Annotated in this window: 16 protein-coding genes and 5 tRNA genes; 10 read left to right on the forward strand and 11 right to left on the reverse strand. The window is 42.3% G+C overall.

The features are described from left to right. Nucleotides 1-374: 374 nt before the first annotated feature. From E2K93_RS02310 to E2K93_RS02325, 4 genes are all read right to left on the reverse strand, one after another. The gene (locus E2K93_RS02310; protein WP_145988258.1) at nt 375-668 is read right to left on the reverse strand and encodes a hypothetical protein; all 294 of its coding nucleotides are present in this window, start codon (nt 666-668) and stop codon (nt 375-377) included. 219 nt (nt 669-887) lie between these two features. After that, a tRNA-Ser gene (locus tag E2K93_RS02315) sits at nt 888-975 on the reverse strand. Nucleotides 976-1,477: 502 nt separating this feature from the next. Next, a complete protein-coding gene (gene nadA, locus E2K93_RS02320; RefSeq protein ID WP_135437539.1) occupies nt 1,478-2,536 on the reverse strand; it encodes a quinolinate synthase NadA in 1,059 nt (352 codons plus the stop codon). A 126-nt stretch (nt 2,537-2,662) separates the two neighbouring features. After that, entirely contained in the window at nt 2,663-5,131 is a 2,469-nt protein-coding gene (locus tag E2K93_RS02325; protein WP_135437540.1) for a S9 family peptidase, read from the reverse strand. A 201-nt stretch (nt 5,132-5,332) separates the two neighbouring features. Between E2K93_RS02325 and E2K93_RS02330 the strand changes: the two genes are divergently transcribed. The 6 genes from E2K93_RS02330 (at nt 5,333) to hpf (ending at nt 11,012) form a co-directional block, all read left to right on the forward strand. Beyond that, the gene (locus E2K93_RS02330) at nt 5,333-7,609 is read left to right on the forward strand and encodes a YgiQ family radical SAM protein (RefSeq protein ID WP_135437541.1); all 2,277 of its coding nucleotides are present in this window, start codon (nt 5,333-5,335) and stop codon (nt 7,607-7,609) included. Between the two features lie 89 nt (nt 7,610-7,698). After that, on the forward strand, nt 7,699-9,288 hold the full coding sequence (locus E2K93_RS02335; protein WP_135437542.1) for an ABC-F family ATPase: 1,590 nt from the start codon (nt 7,699-7,701) through the stop codon (nt 9,286-9,288). Between the two features lie 150 nt (nt 9,289-9,438). Next, on the forward strand, nt 9,439-9,633 hold the full coding sequence (locus E2K93_RS02340; RefSeq protein ID WP_135437543.1) for a DUF4250 domain-containing protein: 195 nt from the start codon (nt 9,439-9,441) through the stop codon (nt 9,631-9,633). A 6-nt stretch (nt 9,634-9,639) separates the two neighbouring features. Next, nucleotides 9,640-10,086 carry a VOC family protein gene (locus tag E2K93_RS02345; protein WP_135437544.1) on the forward strand — a complete coding sequence of 149 codons (447 nt, stop codon included), beginning with the start codon at nt 9,640-9,642 and terminating at the stop codon, nt 10,084-10,086. Nucleotides 10,087-10,124: 38 nt separating this feature from the next. After that, a complete protein-coding gene (locus E2K93_RS02350; RefSeq protein ID WP_135437545.1) occupies nt 10,125-10,547 on the forward strand; it encodes a DUF1801 domain-containing protein in 423 nt (140 codons plus the stop codon). A 153-nt stretch (nt 10,548-10,700) separates the two neighbouring features. Beyond that, entirely contained in the window at nt 10,701-11,012 is a 312-nt protein-coding gene (hpf, locus tag E2K93_RS02355; RefSeq protein WP_135437546.1) for a ribosome hibernation-promoting factor, HPF/YfiA family, read from the forward strand. Between the two features lie 92 nt (nt 11,013-11,104). Here hpf and E2K93_RS02360 read toward each other — a convergent pair whose 3' ends face one another. Continuing rightward, nucleotides 11,105-12,439 (reverse strand): DEAD/DEAH box helicase, encoded by a 1,335-nt coding sequence (locus E2K93_RS02360; protein ID WP_135437547.1) that lies wholly within the window; start codon nt 12,437-12,439, stop codon nt 11,105-11,107. A gap of 146 nt (nt 12,440-12,585) precedes the next feature. On the opposite strand from E2K93_RS02360, the gene E2K93_RS02365 reads away from it, so the two are divergent. Then, nucleotides 12,586-13,689 (forward strand): hypothetical protein, encoded by a 1,104-nt coding sequence (locus E2K93_RS02365; protein WP_135437548.1) that lies wholly within the window; start codon nt 12,586-12,588, stop codon nt 13,687-13,689. A 44-nt stretch (nt 13,690-13,733) separates the two neighbouring features. Here E2K93_RS02365 and gltX read toward each other — a convergent pair whose 3' ends face one another. Further along, the gene (gene gltX, locus E2K93_RS02370) at nt 13,734-15,143 is read right to left on the reverse strand and encodes a glutamate--tRNA ligase (protein WP_135437549.1); all 1,410 of its coding nucleotides are present in this window, start codon (nt 15,141-15,143) and stop codon (nt 13,734-13,736) included. A 368-nt stretch (nt 15,144-15,511) separates the two neighbouring features. Here gltX and E2K93_RS02375 point away from each other — a divergent pair, with 368 nt between their 5' ends. Then, the gene (locus E2K93_RS02375; protein WP_135437550.1) at nt 15,512-17,656 is read left to right on the forward strand and encodes a hypothetical protein; all 2,145 of its coding nucleotides are present in this window, start codon (nt 15,512-15,514) and stop codon (nt 17,654-17,656) included. Between the two features lie 534 nt (nt 17,657-18,190). On the opposite strand, the gene E2K93_RS02380 is transcribed toward E2K93_RS02375, so the two are convergent. The 4 genes from E2K93_RS02380 to E2K93_RS02395 all read right to left on the reverse strand — a co-directional run bounded on the left by E2K93_RS02380 (nt 18,191) and on the right by E2K93_RS02395 (nt 18,572). Then, nucleotides 18,191-18,266 (reverse strand) — tRNA-Val (locus E2K93_RS02380). A 21-nt stretch (nt 18,267-18,287) separates the two neighbouring features. Beyond that, nucleotides 18,288-18,363, reverse strand: a tRNA-Val gene (locus tag E2K93_RS02385). 31 nt (nt 18,364-18,394) lie between these two features. Beyond that, nucleotides 18,395-18,470: transfer RNA gene (locus E2K93_RS02390), tRNA-Val, on the reverse strand. Between the two features lie 26 nt (nt 18,471-18,496). After that, nucleotides 18,497-18,572, reverse strand: a tRNA-Val gene (locus E2K93_RS02395). 438 nt (nt 18,573-19,010) lie between these two features. On the opposite strand from E2K93_RS02395, the gene E2K93_RS02400 reads away from it, so the two are divergent. Together E2K93_RS02400 and E2K93_RS02405 are read left to right on the forward strand one after the other, a co-directional pair. Then, entirely contained in the window at nt 19,011-19,358 is a 348-nt protein-coding gene (locus tag E2K93_RS02400) for a DUF3718 domain-containing protein (protein WP_135437551.1), read from the forward strand. Between the two features lie 193 nt (nt 19,359-19,551). Next, entirely contained in the window at nt 19,552-19,986 is a 435-nt protein-coding gene (locus E2K93_RS02405) for an RNA-binding S4 domain-containing protein (RefSeq protein WP_135437552.1), read from the forward strand. On the opposite strand, the gene E2K93_RS02410 is transcribed toward E2K93_RS02405, so the two are convergent. Then, a complete protein-coding gene (locus E2K93_RS02410; protein WP_135437553.1) occupies nt 19,983-20,465 on the reverse strand; it encodes a GNAT family N-acetyltransferase in 483 nt (160 codons plus the stop codon). The genes E2K93_RS02405 and E2K93_RS02410 overlap by 4 nt on opposite strands. Nucleotides 20,466-20,520 lie beyond the last annotated feature (55 nt).

Genomic DNA, 20,520 nt, shown 5'->3' on the forward strand with positions numbered 1-20,520 from the left:
ACTATATACGCTAGATCCGTTTAAGTCTAAAACGGCTATATCTGTTACAAGCTATGTATCCCTTTGTATTTGCTATACATCCTGTGTTTTCCCTTGCGAGCACTAGGTGTGAAAATGTGTTCCTGACAAATTTTTTGACCTCTCTTCTCGAGTTCTCACTCCTTTTCACTGGCCATATATTGAGTCAACGCAAGGTTTTTATTTGGATTTCACGGGTATTCAAAGGTAGTTGAGCAACGAGCTTTTGCAGAAAAAAGACCAAAAAGGTTGCCGCCTAATTTTTAAACGTTGGTATTTGATACGGTACTATTAATCAAAATGGGTACTCTCAACTTATTGGCAGATATCTAAGGTTTAGTCAGAGCTACTTCAATTTAATCATCAAGCTCTCTTTTAAATTTATACGGAGCAATGGTTTCACCGACAAACATTCCCTGTCGCCGTATATCACTCTCATCAAGGATTGAAAACGGTACAGCAACGCAATGGTTTTCCATCATATGTTCAGCTAAACTTTTTTTGTTGTGGCAGAAATGAACTTCCTTGTGACATTCATCACAATAGCGAACATTAGAATCATCGGTTTCAGATAACTTTCCCCACTTTTGACTACATTGTTTACCGAAAGCGCAATTACAAATTTTTGGTTTAGACACAACTTCACTCATTCTTTCGTAAAATCTGGTTTCAAGGTTAGCGTAACTTTTAACTTCTTCAAACTTGTTTGATTTTACTTTTAACCTTGCGCATTAATACATCCTGTATTTTCCCCTTAGGGCACTAGGTGTGAAAATTTGTTCCTGACAAATTTTTTGACCTCTCTTCTCGAGTTCTCACTCCTTTTCACTAGCCATAAAAAAACCCGACTTACGTCGGGTTTCAATATATGGCGGTGACGGAGAGATTCGAACTCTCGAAAGGTTGCCCTTTACACACTTTCCAGGCGTGCTCCTTCAGCCACTCGGACACGTCACCTAAGTTCATTTTGTATAACATTTTTATATAGTGCTTGTTATTGCACTTAGTGATTTTGCTGAGCACGCCTTGGCGTGATATTCACCTTGGCAGCCACTCGGACACGTCACCTAAATTCATTTTGTATAACATTTTTATATAGTGCTTGTTATTGCACTTAGTGATTTTGCTGAGCACGCCTTGGCGTGATATTCACCTTGGCAGCCACTCGGACACGTCACCTAAATTCATTTTGTATAACATTTTTATATAGTGCTTGTTATTGCACTTAGTGATTTTGCTGAGCACGCCTTGGCGTGATATTCACCTTGGCAGCCACTCGGACACGTCACCTAAATAAAGTACTAGGTACTAGGTACTAGGTACTAGGTACTAGGTACTAGGTACTAGGTACTAGGTACTAGGTACTAGCAGCGCGTATGTTAGGGAATATTCACTAACGACGCAAGTACAAACGATAAATTAATTTATCGTTTGTACTGTTTTTAATCAATTGATGATATTAGGTATTGTTGGCTTGTGTGAGTTTTAATTGAGCAGAAAAATTAAGCATGCGATTTAGCGATTTTAACGCACCTTGACGCAGCTCCATATCAACAAAAATTTCACGGCCCGTTGGGTCAATTAATGAATCATGAATGGCTTTCAAACCGTTCATTGCCATCCACGGGCAATGCGCACAGCTGCGACATGTTGCGCCTTCACCGGCAGTTGGCGCTTCAAAAAATTCTTTATCTGGACACAGTTGCTGCATCTTGTAGAAGATACCGCGGTCAGTAGCGACGATGAATTTTTTGTTTGGCATTTCTTGCGCAGCTTTAATAAGCTGGCTGGTTGAGCCTACCGCATCAGCCAAATCAACCACTGACGATGGTGATTCAGGGTGAACCAAAACAGCTGCATCTGGATGCAATGCTTTCATATCGCTCAAGGCTTTGGTTTTAAACTCATCGTGAACAATACACGCGCCATCCCACATGATCATGTCAGCGTCAGTTTGCTTTTCAATGTAGGCGCCCAAATGCTTATCAGGTCCCCACAAAATGGTTTCGCCCTGCTCGTCCAAATGTTCGACAATTTCAAGGGCACAGCTTGATGTGACAATCCAATCTGCACGTGCTTTTACTTCTGTTGAAGTATTGGCATAAACAACCACAGTGCGCTCAGGGTGTTGATCACAAAACTTGTTGAATTCGTCGATTGGACAACCTAAATCGAGTGAACAGGTCGCCTCTAGGGTTGGCATAAGTACGGTTTTTTCTGGTGTTAAAACCTTTGCGGTTTCACCCATGAACTTTACGCCAGCAACAATAAGCGTCTCTGCTGGGTGTTGATTACCAAAACGAGCCATTTCTAATGAGTCTGCTACACAGCCGCCGGTTTCTTCAGCCAGTGCCTGAATTTCAGGGTCTGTATAGTAATGGGCAACCAGTACCGCATTTTTCTCTTTCAACAAGACTTTGATTTTGTCTTTGTAATCCTGTTTCTCTGCATCAGTCAATGGCGCAGGTTTAGGCGGAAAGGTGTAGTCAAAATCAACGGCTAAGGTAGTTTCTAGCATGTTCGCAAAACTCGTTATGAATCAGTTTTTATAAAATTGGCGGATATTATAAAAGAATACGCGTTAAAGATAAACAAAAGGCGCCGTCTAGCCTAAGCCAGAGGGCGCCTTTTTCGTTATATGCTATTAAAGATGGGTTTCAAACAGCTTAAAAATACGACGATATTCGTCTAACCAACTGCTTGGTTGCACAAAACCGTGTGGCTCAACTGGGTAAATCGCAGTCTCCCAATCTTCCTTCTCAAGCTCAATTAAGCGTTGTACTAAACGCACACTGTCTTGGAAGAATACATTGTCATCAACCATAGGTGCGTTGATCAACAATGGCTTGGTTAAACCTTCAGCGAAATAGATAGGTGAACTGCGCTCAAAGGCAATTGGGTCATCACCTGGCGTGTTTAAAATGTTCGACGTATAACCGTGGTTATATGATGTCCAATCTGACACTAGACGCAAAGCAGAACCCGCTGCGAACGTATCAGGCTCTTTAAACAAGGCCATCAAAGTTAAAAAGCCGCCGTATGAACCGCCGTATACACCGATTTTGTCTTTGTCGATGTTAGCGTTTTCTACTAACCAATCAACGCCTTGCAGCATATCTTCAACTTCAGGTTTGCCCATGTGACGATAAATCGCAGTACGCCAATCACGGCCATAGCCTTTAGACGCACGGTAATCCATATCAATTACAGTGTAACCTTGCTGCACCAACATTGAATGGAACATAAACTCGCGGAAGTAACCAGACCAGCCTAAATGCGAGTTTTGTAAGTAACCGGCACCATGCACAAACATCACCGCTTTACCGGCATTAGGTCCGTCGTTATTCTCCGGCTGATAAACGCGAGTGAATATTCCTTGCTCGCTGTGCTCAGATGGAATTTCAACTACCGACGGCGCCGTCCAAGGCATAGCCAAAAACTCTTCACTGACGGTATGAGTTAAACGCACCGCCGTTGCATCGATATTGGTATCTTGTATGTAAAGCTCTGGTGGCATCGTTGTTGTTGAATGTTCAATCAATAACTTGCTTTCGTCCGGCGACAATGCATAAGAATTGTTGCCACCTAAGTCTGTAACAGCAGTGATTTTCGCGCTGTCGACGTCCACTTTATAAACTTCGTAAATGCCAGGGTGCTTTTTGTTGGCCTGAAAATAAAAGTTGTCTTCGTCTTTGGTTTTAGTAACTTGACGCACTTCATAGTTACCCGATGTCAATGCTTTGGCTTTGCCGTCAACAGGTTTGACATATAAGTGACCATAGCCTGACTCTTCAGACTGGAAGTACAATGTTTCTGACTCATCAAACCAACCGTAGTTGTTAAAGTCCCAGTTGATCCACGCATCATCATGCAAACGGTGCTGGTTTACTAAGGCTTTTTCGTCAAAATCAATGGTCGCGATCCAACGATCTTTGTTGTCCCAGGCTTCCATCATTAAGGCAACCTGATTGGAATCTTTGTGCCACTTGATCGCTTGACGGTATTGCATCAAATGAATGTTACGTGGCGCTTTTTCTGAGGTGTACTCTTTACCTTCACGAGCATAGTTTTCTTTGCGAACATCCGCTAAAACGTCGTCGTCAAAACCCGGTAAGGTGTCGTAACCCAATAAATATTGTGCATCGTTTTTCAAATCAAGTAAGTACACTTGCTCAGAGTACTGACGGTTATCTGATACACGGTAACGTACGCGTTGTGGGTCTATCATCGCATCACTGGTGACGTAATTTGGCATGATATCGCCAGCGTTGCTCCATGACATATTTTTCGCCACAGATACCACCATCATTTCACCATTAGGCGAAAGCTGTGCTTGTACGACGCGCTTGCCTTCACCAAAGTAAAACGTTGACGTTGCAATGGTGTCGTTTTGTTTGCGAATATTGCTGTCTTTATCTGCTTGAATACCGGCATTGCGTTCTTGTAACGCAACAAACTTAATCAGTTTGTGTTGCTCTTTGGCGATATAGGTTTTCTCAGCCTGCTTACCTGGGGTATTGGTCATCTGCAAGTTAGCAAGTTCTTTTACCTGATTATTATTCAAATCTAAGCTGTAAAAGATGTTGCCGATACGGTAAGCCACGCTGCCATCGCTTAAAAACATTGGCTGTGATTCAATCGCTGAGGTATAGGTAAGTTGCTTAACCGATTGCTCGTTTAAGTCTTTAAGGAAGACATTACCTTTGAAGACATAAAGCTCTTTGCTGCCGTCAGCGTTGCTGACTGCGCCTCGGTCGGCGACTTTATGCAAATTGGCGTAATCGACTTTCTCGCCATTGCCTTGTGCGTTTAAGCTTTTGGAGAATAAATCGGTAACCGGGTTACCTTCACGCTTTTGCTGATAAAAAACCGTATTACTGTCATCGCCCCAATACCACTGTTGCGGTGAACGAGCGATCCAGTCAGGATCTGACATGGCTTTTTCTAAGGTGATTTTGATATCAGCATCAGGATTTGCAACATCAGCACCTTGTACGGGCGCCATTGTTTCTGTATTTGATTTGGCAACCTGTTCCGATTGCTCTGACATATCTGTACTTACACAGGCGCTTAGCAATACGCTAACCGATGCCGCTAGCAAAGAATATTTCATAGTTTCCCACATAGTATTAATAATTTTTCGAGCCTATTAAAACAAAAACTTAGGTTACAAGGCAATTACTGCTCACTACAAAAGTGTAATAGTGTGTAATCGGTGTACATTTTTTAACCACACCTTAAGTGAAGATTCTGTTATAATCCGCCGAATTGTTTAGCGACAGCCACTTTTATTACTACGAGACCATCAGTTTCTATGATCCCATTACCAAAAACCGAATTATTTGAATACCCGAAATATTGGGCCGAATGTTACGGCACAGCCCCGTTTTTACCTATGTCACGTAAGGAAATGGACGAACTAGGATGGGACAGTTGCGACATTATTTTGGTTACCGGTGATGCCTATGTTGATCACCCATCTTTTGGTATGGCGATTATTGGTCGTATGCTGGAGTCGCAAGGCTTTCGCGTTGGTATCATTTCGCAACCAGACTGGCATAGCAAAGATGCGTTTATGCAGTTAGGAAAACCTAACCTTTTCTTTGGTGTTACGGCTGGCAACATGGACTCGATGATTAATCGCTATACTGCCGAGCGTCGTTTGCGTCATGACGATGCCTACACGCCAAACAACGAAGGTGGCAAACGCCCAGATAGAGCAACGTTAGTCTATTCACAACGTTGTAAAGAAGCGTACAAAGATGTCCCAGTTGTGCTGGGTGGTATCGAAGCGAGTTTACGCCGTATTGCCCATTACGACTATTGGTCTGATAAAGTACGTCGCTCAGTATTGTTTGACGCCAAAGCCGATATATTAATATACGGTAATGCTGAACGACCGTTAATTGAAGTCGCCCACCGTATAGCTCGTGGCGAAGAAGTCAAAGACATTCAAGACGTTCGTGGTACGGCGTTTTTAAGTAAAACCGCCCTACCAGGATGGCGTGGTGTTGATTCACGCGCTATTGATAAGCCCGGTAAGATAGATGCCATCGCCAGCCCTTATCAAGATATGATGCCTTCAAATTGCGATAAAGCCGATGAAACCACCGACTCAGGTGTGACCATAGTTAACGGCGCCAATGCTGCGACGAGTAACCCTGACATCAGCAAAGAAGCGGTGCCTATTCAAATCAGTGATTATCAAAACAAAAGCTGGGAGAAAAAGCACAAGCCTTGGGAGTTTACCTACGTAAAATTACCGTCTTTTGAACAGGTCAGCGCCAACAAAGTATTGTATGCCCACGCCTCGCGCATTTTTCATCAGGAAGTAAACCCTGCCAGTGCTCGCGCTTTAGTGCAAACCCACGGTGACCGTTTGATTTGGCTAAACCCGCCGGCGATCCCATTAAGTGAAGCAGAGATGGACGGCGTATTTGGATTACCGTATGCGCGTGTGCCACACCAAATTTATGGCAAGGCTAAGATCCCTGCCTACGATATGATCAAAACCTCGATCAATATCATGCGCGGTTGTTTTGGTGGCTGTTCATTTTGCTCGATAACCGAACACGAAGGTCGCATTATTCAATCGCGCTCGCATGAGTCGATCTTAGAAGAAATCGAAGACATCAAACTCAAAGTACCTGGATTTACCGGGGTTATTTCTGATTTAGGTGGCCCAACCGCCAACATGTATCAATTACGTTGTAAGAGCCCTAAAGCAGAAGCTACGTGTCGTCGACCAAGTTGTGTCTGGCCAGATATTTGTGGCCATATGGATACCGACCACAAACCAACCATCGAGCTTTACCGTAAAGCGCGAAAAATTAAAGGCATTAAGAAAATTCTTATCGCTTCTGGGGTTCGTTATGACTTGGCCATTCGCGATCCTGAGTACGTCAAAGAATTGGCATCGCACCATGTAGGTGGCTATTTAAAAATCGCCCCAGAGCATACCGAAGACGCGCCATTAGCAAAAATGATGAAACCGGGCATGGGCTCTTATCACAAGTTTAAAGAGATGTTTGATCATTACTCTAAGCTTGCTGGTAAAAAACAGTTTTTGATCCCCTACTTTATCTCTGCTCATCCAGGCACTACAGACAAAGATATGGTGAACTTGGCGCTATGGCTAAAACAAAACGACTTTAAGTTGGATCAAGTACAAAACTTTTATCCATCACCGTTGGCTAATGCGACCACCATTTATCATACCGAGATTGACTCGTTAAATAAGATCCGCAAAGACAATGACTCAGTCGCGGTACCGAAAGGCACCATTCAACGTCGATTGCATAAAGCGATTTTACGATACCATGATCCACATAACTGGGGCTTGATTCGCGAAGCGCTAACCAAAATGGGCTTAGCAAGAAAGCTTATCGGCAGTGGTCCTGAATGTTTGGTACCTCACGAAACCCGCAGTGAAAAAAATGCCGGTTATGGTAAAGGCAAAAACAACGCCAAGGGTAATAAGACATCCTATGGGCAAAAACGCCATAACAAGCCGCATTCAAGCAATGGCAAAGCCGGTTTAACACGCTTTAGTGACAATCAGTTTAAAAAGCCAAGCAAGAAACGCAAGTAAAAGCACAACGAAAGCAATGCGCTGATGGCGCAAATACTTTATAATGCGCCGCAATTTTATGCGGTGCATCTTTTTTAAGGAACTCTCTTTTGATCACAACAGCTAATATCACCATGCAGTTTGGTGCTAAACCTCTGTTTGAAAACATCTCAGTTAAATTCGGTGGCGGTAACCGCTACGGTCTTATCGGCGCTAACGGCTGTGGTAAGTCTACCTTTATGAAAATTTTAGGTGGCGATCTAGAACCTAGCGGCGGTAATTTCAAAGTCGACATTAATGAACGTGTTGGTAAGTTGCGCCAAGACCAATTCGCCTTTGAAGAATACTCAGTCGTCGATACGGTGATCATGGGCCATAACGAATTGTGGGCTGTAAAAGAAGAGCGTGACCGCATATATGCGCAAGCAGAAATGAGTGAAGAAGACGGTATGCGCGTTGCTGATCTTGAAACCCTATACGCTGAAATGGATGGTTATACCGCAGAAAGTCGCGCCGGTGAATTGCTTATGGGTGTTGGTATTCCAATTGATCAACATTACGGCAAAATGAGCGAAGTCGCGCCAGGCTGGAAACTTCGAGTGCTATTGGCACAAGCGTTGTTTTCTGATCCAGATATCTTGCTTTTGGACGAACCAACCAACAACTTGGACATTCACACCATCACATGGCTTGAAGATATGCTTAATGAGCGTAATTCAACCATGATCATTATTTCTCACGATCGCCACTTCTTAAACAGTGTTTGTACACATATGGCTGATCTTGATTACGGTGAGCTACGCATTTACGCCGGCAACTACGATGAATACATGCTAGCAGCAACCCAAGCACGTGCTCGTCTAATGGCTGATAACGCCAAGAAGAAAGCACAAATCACTGAGCTACAAGACTTTGTGCGTCGTTTCTCTGCTAATGCCTCTAAAGCCAAGCAAGCGACATCGCGTGCTAAGCAAATTGACAAAATTCAACTTGATGATGTTAAAGCGTCAAGTCGTGTAAACCCGTTTATTCGCTTTGAACAAGAAAAGCCATTATTTCGTAATGTCTTAGAAATCGAAAACCTTAATAAATCATTTGATGACAATCAGGTATTAAAAAACATTAACTTAATGGCTGAAGTTGGCGAAAAAATCGCGGTTATCGGTGAGAACGGTGTCGGTAAAACCACCTTACTACGCACTCTGATGGGTGATTACGAGGTTGATGGTGGCCATTACAAGTGGTCAGAGAATCATAACATCGCCTACTATGCGCAAGATCATGCGGAAGATTTCGAACAAGACATGACCTTATTCGAGTGGATGAGTCAATGGCGTCAAGAAGGCGACGATGAGCAAGTCGTACGTGGGTTTTTAGGTCGCTTATTGTTTAGCCAAGATGACATAAAGAAATCCGTTAAGGTGTTATCAGGTGGTGAGCAAGGTCGCATGTTGTTCGGTAAAATGATGATGCAAAAACCAAATATTCTTATTTTGGATGAGCCGACCAACCACATGGATATGGAGTCTATTGAATCATTAAATATGGCCTTAGAAAAATTTGAAGGCTCGATAGTATTTGTCTCTCACGATCGTGAATTTGTATCGTCAATCGCGACACGAATCATTGAAATAACAGAACACGGTTACGTTGATTTCGCCGGCACTTACGAGCAGTATTTAAAATCTAAAGAGTCATAAATAATATAAGTTTCAATTACTTATTCAAACCCAGTAAAAACGTCGCTTTCGCGGCGTTTTTTTGTGCCTGACTGCTATACTTACAGTAATGATAATACTAAACGTACCAAGACATTTTGGTATACAACGCGACATTCGGAGGAAGAACCGATGGAAATTAGTAATCTTCTAAACATGCACAGTTCCATTGTTTTAGGCATAGTAAATGAACGACTTCGTATTGAATGTGGTTCAATCGATCAATTGGTTTCTCGCTATGAATTAGACGAAGACACCTTATATGACAAAATGAACGAACTCGGCTATCACTACGACCCCCTAACCAATCAATTTAAATCCAGTTAATAGGCCATGGCCATCGCCCTGACCCATATTGCATTACATGTAAAAGACTTGGACGCTTGCGTGCACTTTTACCAGCAATATGCGGGGCTCAACATTGTTCGTGACCGCCGTCCAAATGGCCCGGATGGTAAGCGCATCGTTTGGCTTGCCGAGACCGGCAAAGAACAGCAGTTTATTATTGTTATCTTGCCCGGCGGCCCCGGTCGAAACCAAATTGATACGGATTTTTCTCACCTTGGCTTTGCCCTAGCGAGCAAACAAGCTGTCGATGATATTGCCGCCAAAGCCCACGCCCATGGCATCCTAGCATGGCCGTGCAAACAAGAGCCTTACCCTGTGGGGTATTATTGTGGTATCAAAGACCCCGACGGTAATTTTGTCGAATTCAGTTACGGACAACCTCTTGGTCCAGGTGCAGAAAAACTTATCCCCGAACATCAGAATATTGACTGACCAAGAATTGTTTAACACAGCATCAAAAGGACACATTTTTGAGCGAAAACAAGACACAAGCTAACCAACTCGATGTTACGCAATTTTTAGCGTCCGTAGAGCCCGAAAACAAACGCCTAGATAGTCTTAAATTGTTGGCGCTATTTGAACAGATCACAGAAAAAAAACCTGTCATGTGGGGAACTTCAATCATTGGCTTTGGTCAGTATCATTATAAGTATGAAAGTGGTCGTGAAGGCGATTTTATGATCACAGGTTTTTCTCCCCGAAAACAAAACATAAGCTTATACATCATGCCAGGGTTTAGCCAACTTGAGACTTTGTTGGCTAAACTAGGCAAACATAAAACAGGTAAATCCTGTTTATACATTAACAAACTTGCCGACGTTAACGAGGAGGTATTAAGACAAATAATCCGCTTAGGTTTTGAACACATGTGTAATAAGTATACAACCAAGTAGAGCTGGTAAGGTGTTGAAATTTAAGAGATAAAATAATGCAAAAGCAAAAAAATGCAAAAAAATGTAACTTTCCCTTGTATCTTTTGCTCAATAACCCCATTCTAAAGTTAAGGGCGGAATACGTCGCTCTGGACAACAAGTTAGGAGACATGTATGAGAATTACAATTTCAGGTCATCACGTAGAAGTAACTGAAGCCATCACAGATGTCATAAACAGTCGATTCGCTAAAATCGCGAACCACTTTCCAAGTTTAATGTCTCTCGAGGTAATTTTAAAAGTTGATAAAAATTCCCAAAAAATAGAAGCGGTCACCAACTATGAAAACATGCAAATTGCAGTCTCAGCTAAAGACGATGATTTATATATCGCAATTGGTAGTTGTGTGAAAAAAATGGAAGCAGCGTTACAACATCGAAAAGGTGTTCTCAAAGCAAATCTGCACAGCAAAATCAAAGCAGCATAATCCTGCAAACCGGATTTAAAAAAAGAGCTCATTTGAGCTCTTTTTTATTGCCTGTCAGATGATAAATATCTTGGCTTCGACTCGCCTTTTAGCTAGGTCTCTTCTTCGTCTCGATCAACCAGCTTACCAACTTTTTTCTTGGTCATTGGTAAATCAGCAAAGCCCTCATCAACGAAAGTCACTTTCTTTTTAACCTTAGGTGCTTTCTTCTTAACCACCTTAGCATCTTGTGCTTTTTTGCTTGGTGCTTTTTTGCTGACGGTTTTCTTTGGTTTCAAGCCGGTGAATTTTGCAGTCAGTCCCTCAACGCTGATAAACGGCATATCTTGCTGTAAGAAGGCTTTCACGTTTAGATAACTATACCAATCTTTTGGACCAACGAATGATATCGCATCGCCCTTTGCGCCAGCCCTACCGGTGCGTCCAATGCGATGTACATACTCTTCTGGGTGTTTTGGCATATCAAAGTTAAATACATGGCTAACGTTGGTTAAATCCAAACCACGAGACGCCAGATCCGTTGTTACCAAAATCTTGTGCTGTCCCTTGGCAAAGCTTTCCATGATGCGGTTACGCTCTGATTGCTTTAACTCGCCACTGAGGCCTATGGCATCAAGTTGTTGCTTATTTAGCACCTCAGCCAAACGTTCGGTATCACTGCGGGTTGCGGTGAATATGATCACTTGTTGATAATTTTCGTGTTGTAAAAAATGCTCAAGCAATGCTTGTTTATGATCTAAATGATCAGCCAATACCAATCGCTGATTAATGTCTTTGTGCTCACTGGTAATCGCACCAATGGCAATGCGTTTTGGATTTTTCAGTAAATCGTTGGCAAAAATATTTATTTGCTCATGATCTAAGGTTGCAGAAAACATCAAGGTTTGGCGTTTACGATGATCCGCCGCCAAGTTGATTTGTTTTAACTGTTCGGCAAAGCCCATATCGAGCATACGATCGGCTTCATCGAGGATAAGTAACTCTAAGCCATTAAGATAGAACAACCCTTTGGCTAAATGGTCAGCTAATCGGCCTGGTGTGGCAACGACAATATCAGGGTATTTATCCAATACTTTAACTTGGTCATTAAAGTTTTCACCGCCAAGAATCAAAGCGCTCTTAAAACGCGTACCTGCGGTTACTGTGCGAAGTTGCATGAATACCTGTTTTGCCAATTCTCGCGTTGGCGCCAGAATCAACACACGAGGATCTTTTTTAGACAAAGCTCTTTGTCTGATCAAGCGCTGTACCGCCGGCAACAAAAACGCTAAGGTTTTACCAGAGCCTGTTTTTGATGAAGCGATCAAGTCATTGCCCTGCATGGCTGCGGGGATGGCTTGTAATTGAATGTCTGTTGGTTTTTCAAAACCAAGGTGATTAACAGCTTTTAAAAGTCGCTGATCGAGTTTAAATTGCTCAAAGGCCAAAAAGATTTACTCCTGAATTATCAATGGCTCTAATTATAAGGCAACAAAGGTGAGAAAATCGCTAAAAAATGAATATTTTATCGAAGTTTTTGTTGTACAGAAAATATCGCAGGGTTTAAGGTAAAGAAAAGAATAAGGACATTGATGTGAAAAAATTCAAAACATTAGCTCGTTTATCGCTGTCATTGATGATTGCGACACTTGTATCGGCTTGTGCAAATCAACCGAATACACATCTGACAGATACTTCCCACATTGAAAATAAATCGTTACCACCTATATCGATATTTTTTGCCTTACCTAGCAACAAAATGCTTGTTGCTTGTCAGGAATTTGAAAATGCGTCGGCATTCAATGATTGTCAATTAAACCCAATTGATTGGCAGTATTATGTGAATAGCTTTCGTGATTCCAATAAATTTCATGAAGTGCATGAAGCGAAAAACGATGTTGATTACCAGCTGGAAATCGCATCGACCAGTTTCAATAAAGATAGCATTAATGTCGAAATGAACCTGTATTGGCGCAATCAAAAAATTAACTCTGCGGACTATCAATTGCCACACGCTCGAAGCATCAGCTTGTTGCAAACAAACAGTGCCAATGAAGACGTTGCGAATACCTTGGTCACAAAGTTTATCAGTGATGCAGATCAACAAGCGCTATTTTCAGCAACATATTTAGCACAACAATTACAATCAAGTGATTATGACAAAGACTTTCAGTTAACTGAAAAGATCGGTGATTTCGCCCTAAATTTTAAATACGTATACACCGATCCCTTTCTCGGCGCGTCGATGCGCTATCATCATCAAAAGTTTCTCTCCGATTACATCGACGTTTATGTTTATCCAATACGCAGAATCGAATGGCAAGACAGACGCGATGCATTAAATGAAGAAATAAATTTGGTGCGCCAAGAAATTGAATACGTTATAGCTCAACAAGAAAGCTTATCTGTGACGACCGAAGATAACCAATTTATTCAGTTAGCGTTAGAGCATGGTGACACTCAAGGGGTATTTTTTGACGGCATCATCAGTGAACCGGGTCAGGAAGATTTGTATACCTCAACTTATGTGTTTATCAATGGCGATAAATTCGTTAAATTTCGAGCCACCTTTCCTGCGTCTTTTTCAAAAACCTTTGTTGAACAAGCCTTACCATTAATACAGGTACCAACTGAATCGCATTTCATGGCCAAACTACGCGACGAATATCGACAAAAGCAACAACTCGATAACCCATAAAAAAAGGCGCCTAAGCGCCTTTTTTCTTTGTTATAACGACATCATTAAGCGTTTGCTTCACGCTCAGCAATAAACGCTAGCGCCTTGTCGATACGAGCAACGACTTGCGCTTGCTCTAGCAACTCAAGGGTGACATCTAAAGACGGTGAATTACCCGCACCGGTCGCAGCTACACGCAAAGGCATACCCACTTTACCCATGCCAACTTGCAACTCTTCAGCTGTACCATTAATGGCCGCGTGAATGTTTTCAGCGTTCCACTGTGTTAATGCCGCTAGTTTGCTTTGTACTAACGTTAATGGCTCTTTAGCGACACCACGTAGGTGTTTTTTCGCCGCTTTAGCGTCAAACTCTGAATACTCTTCATAGAAATAACGAGAAATTTGCGCCATTTCTTTTAGTGTTTTAACTCGGTCTGCTTGCACCTTAACAATGTCTGCTAACGCAGGGCCTTGGTCAGTATTGATGCCTTGATCAGCCATGTGCCATGCCAAATGTTCAGCAACATATTCAGCATCCAATGTTTTAATGTAATGCTGGTTAACCCAAACCAATTTATCGGTATTAAACGCGCTTGGCGCACGGTTACATCCGGTCAGATCAAAAAGCTCTATCATCTCTTCGCGTGAGAAAATCTCTTGATCACCATGCGACCAGCCTAAACGAACCAAGTAGTTTAATAAGGCTTCAGGCAAGTAACCGTCATCACGGTACTGCATCACACTAACTGCGCCATGACGCTTAGATAAACGTTTACCGTCATCACCTAAAATCATAGGAATATGCGCGTATTGTGGCAATGGTGCGCCAAGCGCAGCCAAAATGTTAATTTGACGAGGGGTGTTGTTGACATGGTCATCACCACGAACAACATGAGTAATGCCCATATCCCAGTCATCAACAACCACGGTTAAGTTATAGGTTGGTGAACCGTCAGAGCGGGCAATGATCAAATCATCGAGCTCACTATTGCCGATTTCAATGCGACCTTTAACGATGTCTTCAATAACAACAGAACCATCTAGCGGGTTTTTAAAACGGATAACGAATGGCTTGTCTGCTGGGTAATCAGTACGATCACGCCACATGCCGTTATAGCGAGGGTTCTCCCCTTTCGCCATCGCTTCTTCACGCATTGCTTCAACTTCTTCAGGCGTACAATAACAACGGTATGCATGACCTGACTCAAGCAACTGGGCGATAACCTCTTTATAGCGGTCAAAACGATCGGTTTGAAAGATTGGGCCTTGATCCCATTCTAGATTTAACCAATTCATCCCGTCCATGATTGCATCAACAGACGCTTGCGTTGAACGCTCCAAGTCTGTGTCTTCAATACGTAATACGAAGTCACCGCCGGTTTTCTTAGCATATAACCAGCTATAAAGTGCGGTACGGGCACCACCAACGTGCAGGTAACCTGTAGGGCTAGGTGCAAAACGGGTTGTTGTCATATTTATCTCGCTTTAACGCCTTGATTAAACAAATTTAATATCAAGGCAATAGGATGTTCAAAAATTGCCGCGTATTCTAGCATTTAGCGTAAAAAAATTCATTAGAAAATTAGCCCTGTTTGTTGCATTGTTTCACCTTTTGCAACAAGCATTTATCTATTGTTAAAGGCCATCGGCAAGTTTGCTTAATTACAGCGTCACTGCTAGTGTTTATTTATATAAAACAGGCACTAGCAATAGTTAACAAATTACAATTGCGTCTACATCAACTCGGTCTCTATCGAGTTTTTATATGTAGTGATACGAGCAAAGCATTTCTATCTCCGACGTATTTACCTCATTAGCATCCAGGCTGGATTAATTTATTCATGAGTTTTTGGCAAGAGTTGAAGCGAAGAAATGTGGTCAAAGTGGCTGTTGCCTACCTAGCCTTAGCTTGGTTAGTGCTGCAAGTTACCTCTATTGTTGTTCCCGCTTTCGAGCTGCCTGAACAAGTAAATCGCATCGTTATTTTTATTGGTCTTATTGGCTTTCCTTTCGCTATTTTCTTTGCTTGGGCGTATGAATTAACTCCTGGCGGTTTAAAAAAAACCACTCATGTCAGCAATGATGAATCGATAACCAATATCACCGGGCGTCGTTTAGACTTCATCATCATAGGTTTATTGTCGGTAACCCTTTTGTTCGTGGTTTGGGATAATTATTGGCGCTCCGACTCAACTGAGTCAGTGCAATCTGGCGAAGCTTCGAGTAAGCAACCAGCAGGCCACCTATCGATTGCCGTACTGCCACTGACTAACTTAAGCAGTTATAGCGATAATGAGTTTTTTACCGCCGGCATCCATGAAGAAATCTTAACCGAACTGTCTTTTATTGATGGCTTACGCGTTGCATCACGCACATCGTCACTGAAGTATGTGCAATCAGCGTTATCACTCACCGACATAGGTAAAGAATTAAACGTACGCTATATCGTCGAGGGCAGCGTCAGGCGCATTAACGATAACGTTAGAATTACCATTCAACTGATTGATGCCACCACGGACGCTCATTTATGGGCAACCAACTACGATCGCAAGCTTGACGATATTTTCACCATGCAATCTGCCGTAGCCAAAGAAATAAAGAACTCCATCCAATTGGAGATTCAACCCACACAACAGAGCAATTCAACAAGCTCAGTGTCAACAAACGCTAAGGCACTAACGTATTATCAGCGAGCACAAAGTATCGAAGCCAGTGAACGAGAGACCGAAGAATCACTGCAACGTACCAAACGCTTATTAGAGCTTGCGGTCAAAGAAGATCCTGAATTTGCTGATGCATGGGGCTTGTTAAATGAGGTTTGCGATCACATGCGTCGCACGATTTCAATGAGTGGCTGGTACGAAAATGACGAGGATCTATTTGCAGAGCTAACAACACAAGCAAAATATGCCCTAGATAAAGCAGTGTCGTTAGCGCCAGATAATTTAGAAGTCTTATTAGCACAAGCCAGTGATTACGTTGCCGAAGAAAACGTGCCTGATTTTCAAGATACGCGAAAAGTGTTTATAGATAGAGCCATAGAATTGTATCCAGATGCCGGTATGCCAGTGTATGTGCTCGCCTGGTGGTATCAACTCAATGGTCAATTAGATAACGCCACCAAATCCTTCAAACTTGCTGTTGAAAAAGACCCTTTTAATGCCCGCATTTTGCAAGGTGCGCACATTTTCTTTTCGTTTAATACAACCTGTAAGTCTCAAGCTTGCCATGACTATGTTGATACCCTATATAACAGACTGGCCGACAGTGTTGGCGGTGTCACGCCTTTGGATACCTTGGGCCGGTTAAAAGGACGCTTTTATCAATCCGGCGACGCCAGTGTTTTTGACGAACTAAAACAAAAACAAGGGGACGAGTTTATCCTCAAATATGGCTTTGACATGCTTATGCTAAATTCGGTAATGCAAACCCCTATTGCCGTTTTTCTGCCTTATCAAGAACAACCTGAGCACGTCACCTTCGACAATGAATGGGCATTGGCCAATCACACCTTTATTAATGTTATTTTGCTCGAGCACTACGTGATGCAGCAAGATCGTAGCAATATTGAAAAAGCGACAAAGCGTTTAGCATTTTTTCAGCCGCAAACTAACCCAGAATATTGGGGCGAGTATTGGTATAGATTGCATACGCAAATGTCATTTGCGTTAGGAGATTTAGAAAACGCACGAGAAAATGCACAGTATTTGGTAGATAATCGAGATAAACGGTTTGACCCACATGGTCTAGATGGCATTGTCGCCATGGCGTATGTGGATGCAGACAAAGCCGCTGAATTGTTTTTAGCCGAAGCGGCTAAATACCCTAATTGGTTAGGTGCAGATATCCTAGCTATCGATACGAGAAGCCATTGGCGATTGCTCGTCCACCCTAAAATCATCGAGTATTATGTTGCACACGGTAAATGGATCCCTTATTTGGCGGAAAGATTGAGTGTTTATGAGGGGCTGGAGATTAGGGACTAGGGACTAGGAGCTAAGGGCTAAGGGCTAAGGGCTAAGGGCTAAGGGCTAAGCAGTATTAGCATGCGATGCTCATCGCACTGATATCAACTTTCAGATACGCGAAATTATCGAATGGTATCGATTTTATTTCGCTCTATTAGCAATCATCTTACTGTAACGAGGTTCCGTCCTAAAACATAACGGAATGACGGTGATATTTTTCTCAATTAGTAAATTTCAAATGCGCGATATTATCGAATGGTATCGATTTCATTTCACTCTATTAGCAATCTTCTTACTGTAACGAGATTCCGTCCTAAAACATGACGGAATGACGGTGATAATTTTCTCAATTAGTAAATTTCAGATACGCGAAATTATCGAATTATATCGATTTCATTTCGCTCTATTAGCAATCTTCTTACTGTAACCAGGTTCCGTCCTAAAACATGACGGAATGACGGTGATATTTTTCTCAATTAGTAAATTTCAGATACGCGAAATTATCGAATGGTATCGATTAATTTTTAAGATATGTTGAATAAAGAAGACATATGGTGGACGGTACTGGGCTCGAACCAGTGACCCTCGCCTTGTAAGGGCGATGCTCTCCCAACTGAGCTAACCGTCCATATGGGGAATTATTACTTGATGGTGGACGGTACTGGGCTCGAACCAGTGACCCTCGCCTTGTAAGGGCGATGCTCTCCCAACTGAGCTAACCGTCCAACAAGTAATAATTTGATATTTGAATTTGAATGGTGGACGGTACTGGGCTCGAACCAGTGACCCTCGCCTTGTAAGGGCGATGCTCTCCCAACTGAGCTAACCGTCCAAACAAATTCAAAGCGCAAAAGTAAGTGGTGGACGGTACTGGGCTCGAACCAGTGACCCTCGCCTTGTAAGGGCGATGCTCTCCCAACTGAGCTAACCGTCCATTTACTTTGCGACTCTCTTATTGCATTGCTACAGCAAGAAAGTGATGCGTATTATAGGGATCACTAAAAAACTGTCAACAGTATCTTTAATTTATTTTGTGATTATTTGATCGTTCGCTGTTTTTTACAGCAATCGAGTCAATTTCTAAGCGACTTTTTTGACGAATTTTACGAAAATTAGTCCGAAATTTATCACGGGATGTAAAAAAGTATGTTTAACACTTTTATAACAAATGTAACCCTCTTATCAATAAACATCATACAATTCAGTAGATAAGCGGTTTTCAGCGCCGTTTTGGTCACTTTTTGACCGCAACACTTTGTTACATCCATCCCTAAAAAGCGTGCAACTTTTTCCCGCTATTCATACGTCTAGTAAGTTAAACCAAACAAAAACTGACTTTTTAACTTAAAGAACTGCACACAGGAAGACGACTATGAAAACCTTAACAACACTAGCAACAGCACTACTTTTTTCAGCAACCACTATGAACGCAAATGCCGATAATATGGACGACCATATTCATAACGCTTTGGTAGACACGTGTAAAGCAGCGATGAGTGGCAATACCTTACGCTTTGAGCGTACCGTAAAAGAATATCGCCTTGATAAAGAAACCGTCGCCTTAGGTGTGGTATGTAATGGTCAAGACATTATTGCTTTTGCCGAAAGCCATGGTGCTAATAAAACAGCTGAGCGTTTAAATGAAGCACTAGGTCAAGCCAGCATCACTGACTTAGCATCAATTGAGAAGTTTGAAGTGAACTTTGTTACTACGCCATAAGCATGGCTAGTTACAGTCACATCAGGCTGACAAGCTGTTTTGTCGATAAACGCCATCTGTTAAATGCAGGTGGCGTTTTGCTATCTAACGCCGCAATAAACCCTGTTTACTTGAATAAAATCAGTGAATTTAATGGTGTGGGTGAAAATGCTCATGATACACTTAATGCATCTATCCTTTTTGAGATGACACTGTGGAAATCGAAGTTCTCGCCATTGAAATAAACCAAGAGCCTATTGAGCTCTATAAGCTGTTAAAAATTGCCAACCTGGTTGGCGGTGGCGGAGAAGCGAAAATGATGATCTCAGAAGGCTACGTATTCTTAAACGGCGAAGTTGAATATCAAAAGCGCAAGAAAGTGTATTTTGAAGACATTGTGCAGTTTAATGGTGAGGCTGTAATGCCTATCTTAAACCCAGATTATGTCGCCCAAGAGCCAACAGCCACGGCGGCACCGGCTAAAAAGCCAGCCAAGCAAAACAAACCGAGCAAGCACGAGAAAACCAACAAAGCCCAAAAACAGGCTAATAGCGGCCGTCGTAAAAATCCGCAAAAACAAAAAGGCTCAGACAATAAAGCTGAGCCAGACACTAATTCACGCACCGGGCGTAAATCAATCTCGTTTTAAAGCGCCTTTTCCCAGAACTCAGCTAAGCCTAATTGCGGATCAAGTTCATAGCCAGTAAAACCAAATTTAAGGTAACTGGCTTTGGCGATTTCATTACCGTTTAATACTTCCAGCGTCAGCTTACAACAGCCTCGCTCTCGAGCTTCTTGCTCTGCGCGGGCTAATAATTTATGACTTAAGCCACGGCCTCGATACTCTGGCAGCACCGCCATATCATGAATATTTAATAATGGTTTGGCTTTAAAGGTTGAAAAACCGATAACACAATTGCAAATAGCCGCCGGTTTATCGTCAACGTAACACAGTAAAGAAAATACTTGAGGGTTATGTTTCATCGCCTCTATCAGGTTTTTCTTGGTGTAGTCTGACAAGCCCTCGTTGCCGCCCATAGGATCAACGGCATAAGCGTTGAGCAGCATAAGTAAGTCTTGTTGATGTTGCGGGTTTTCTAATTGTGCTAATACAATATGTTCTGACATGACCTAGTCCATTGACGATAAAGGCATTCAATGTATACAAGGCATGGCCTAAATT

This window comes from Thalassotalea sp. HSM 43 (assembly GCF_004752005.1).
GTDB lineage: Bacteria > Pseudomonadota > Gammaproteobacteria > Enterobacterales > Alteromonadaceae > Thalassotalea_A.

What these genes read in the sequence shown, in the direction of transcription:
- E2K93_RS02410 (WP_135437553.1), bottom strand. Translation starts at nt 20,465, where the DNA reads ATGTCAGAACATATTGTATTAGCACAATTAGAAAACCCGCAACATCAA.
- hpf (WP_135437546.1), top strand. Translation starts at nt 10,701, where the DNA reads ATGAGAATTACAATTTCAGGTCATCACGTAGAAGTAACTGAAGCCATC.
- E2K93_RS02310 (WP_145988258.1), bottom strand. Translation starts at nt 668, where the DNA reads ATGAGTGAAGTTGTGTCTAAACCAAAAATTTGTAATTGCGCTTTCGGT.
- gltX (WP_135437549.1), bottom strand. Translation starts at nt 15,143, where the DNA reads ATGACAACAACCCGTTTTGCACCTAGCCCTACAGGTTACCTGCACGTT.
- E2K93_RS02330 (WP_135437541.1), top strand. Translation starts at nt 5,333, where the DNA reads ATGATCCCATTACCAAAAACCGAATTATTTGAATACCCGAAATATTGG.
- E2K93_RS02375 (WP_135437550.1), top strand. Translation starts at nt 15,512, where the DNA reads ATGAGTTTTTGGCAAGAGTTGAAGCGAAGAAATGTGGTCAAAGTGGCT.
- E2K93_RS02325 (WP_135437540.1), bottom strand. Translation starts at nt 5,131, where the DNA reads ATGAAATATTCTTTGCTAGCGGCATCGGTTAGCGTATTGCTAAGCGCC.
- nadA (WP_135437539.1), bottom strand. Translation starts at nt 2,536, where the DNA reads ATGCTAGAAACTACCTTAGCCGTTGATTTTGACTACACCTTTCCGCCT.
- E2K93_RS02400 (WP_135437551.1), top strand. Translation starts at nt 19,011, where the DNA reads ATGAAAACCTTAACAACACTAGCAACAGCACTACTTTTTTCAGCAACC.
- E2K93_RS02340 (WP_135437543.1), top strand. Translation starts at nt 9,439, where the DNA reads ATGGAAATTAGTAATCTTCTAAACATGCACAGTTCCATTGTTTTAGGC.
- E2K93_RS02345 (WP_135437544.1), top strand. Translation starts at nt 9,640, where the DNA reads ATGGCCATCGCCCTGACCCATATTGCATTACATGTAAAAGACTTGGAC.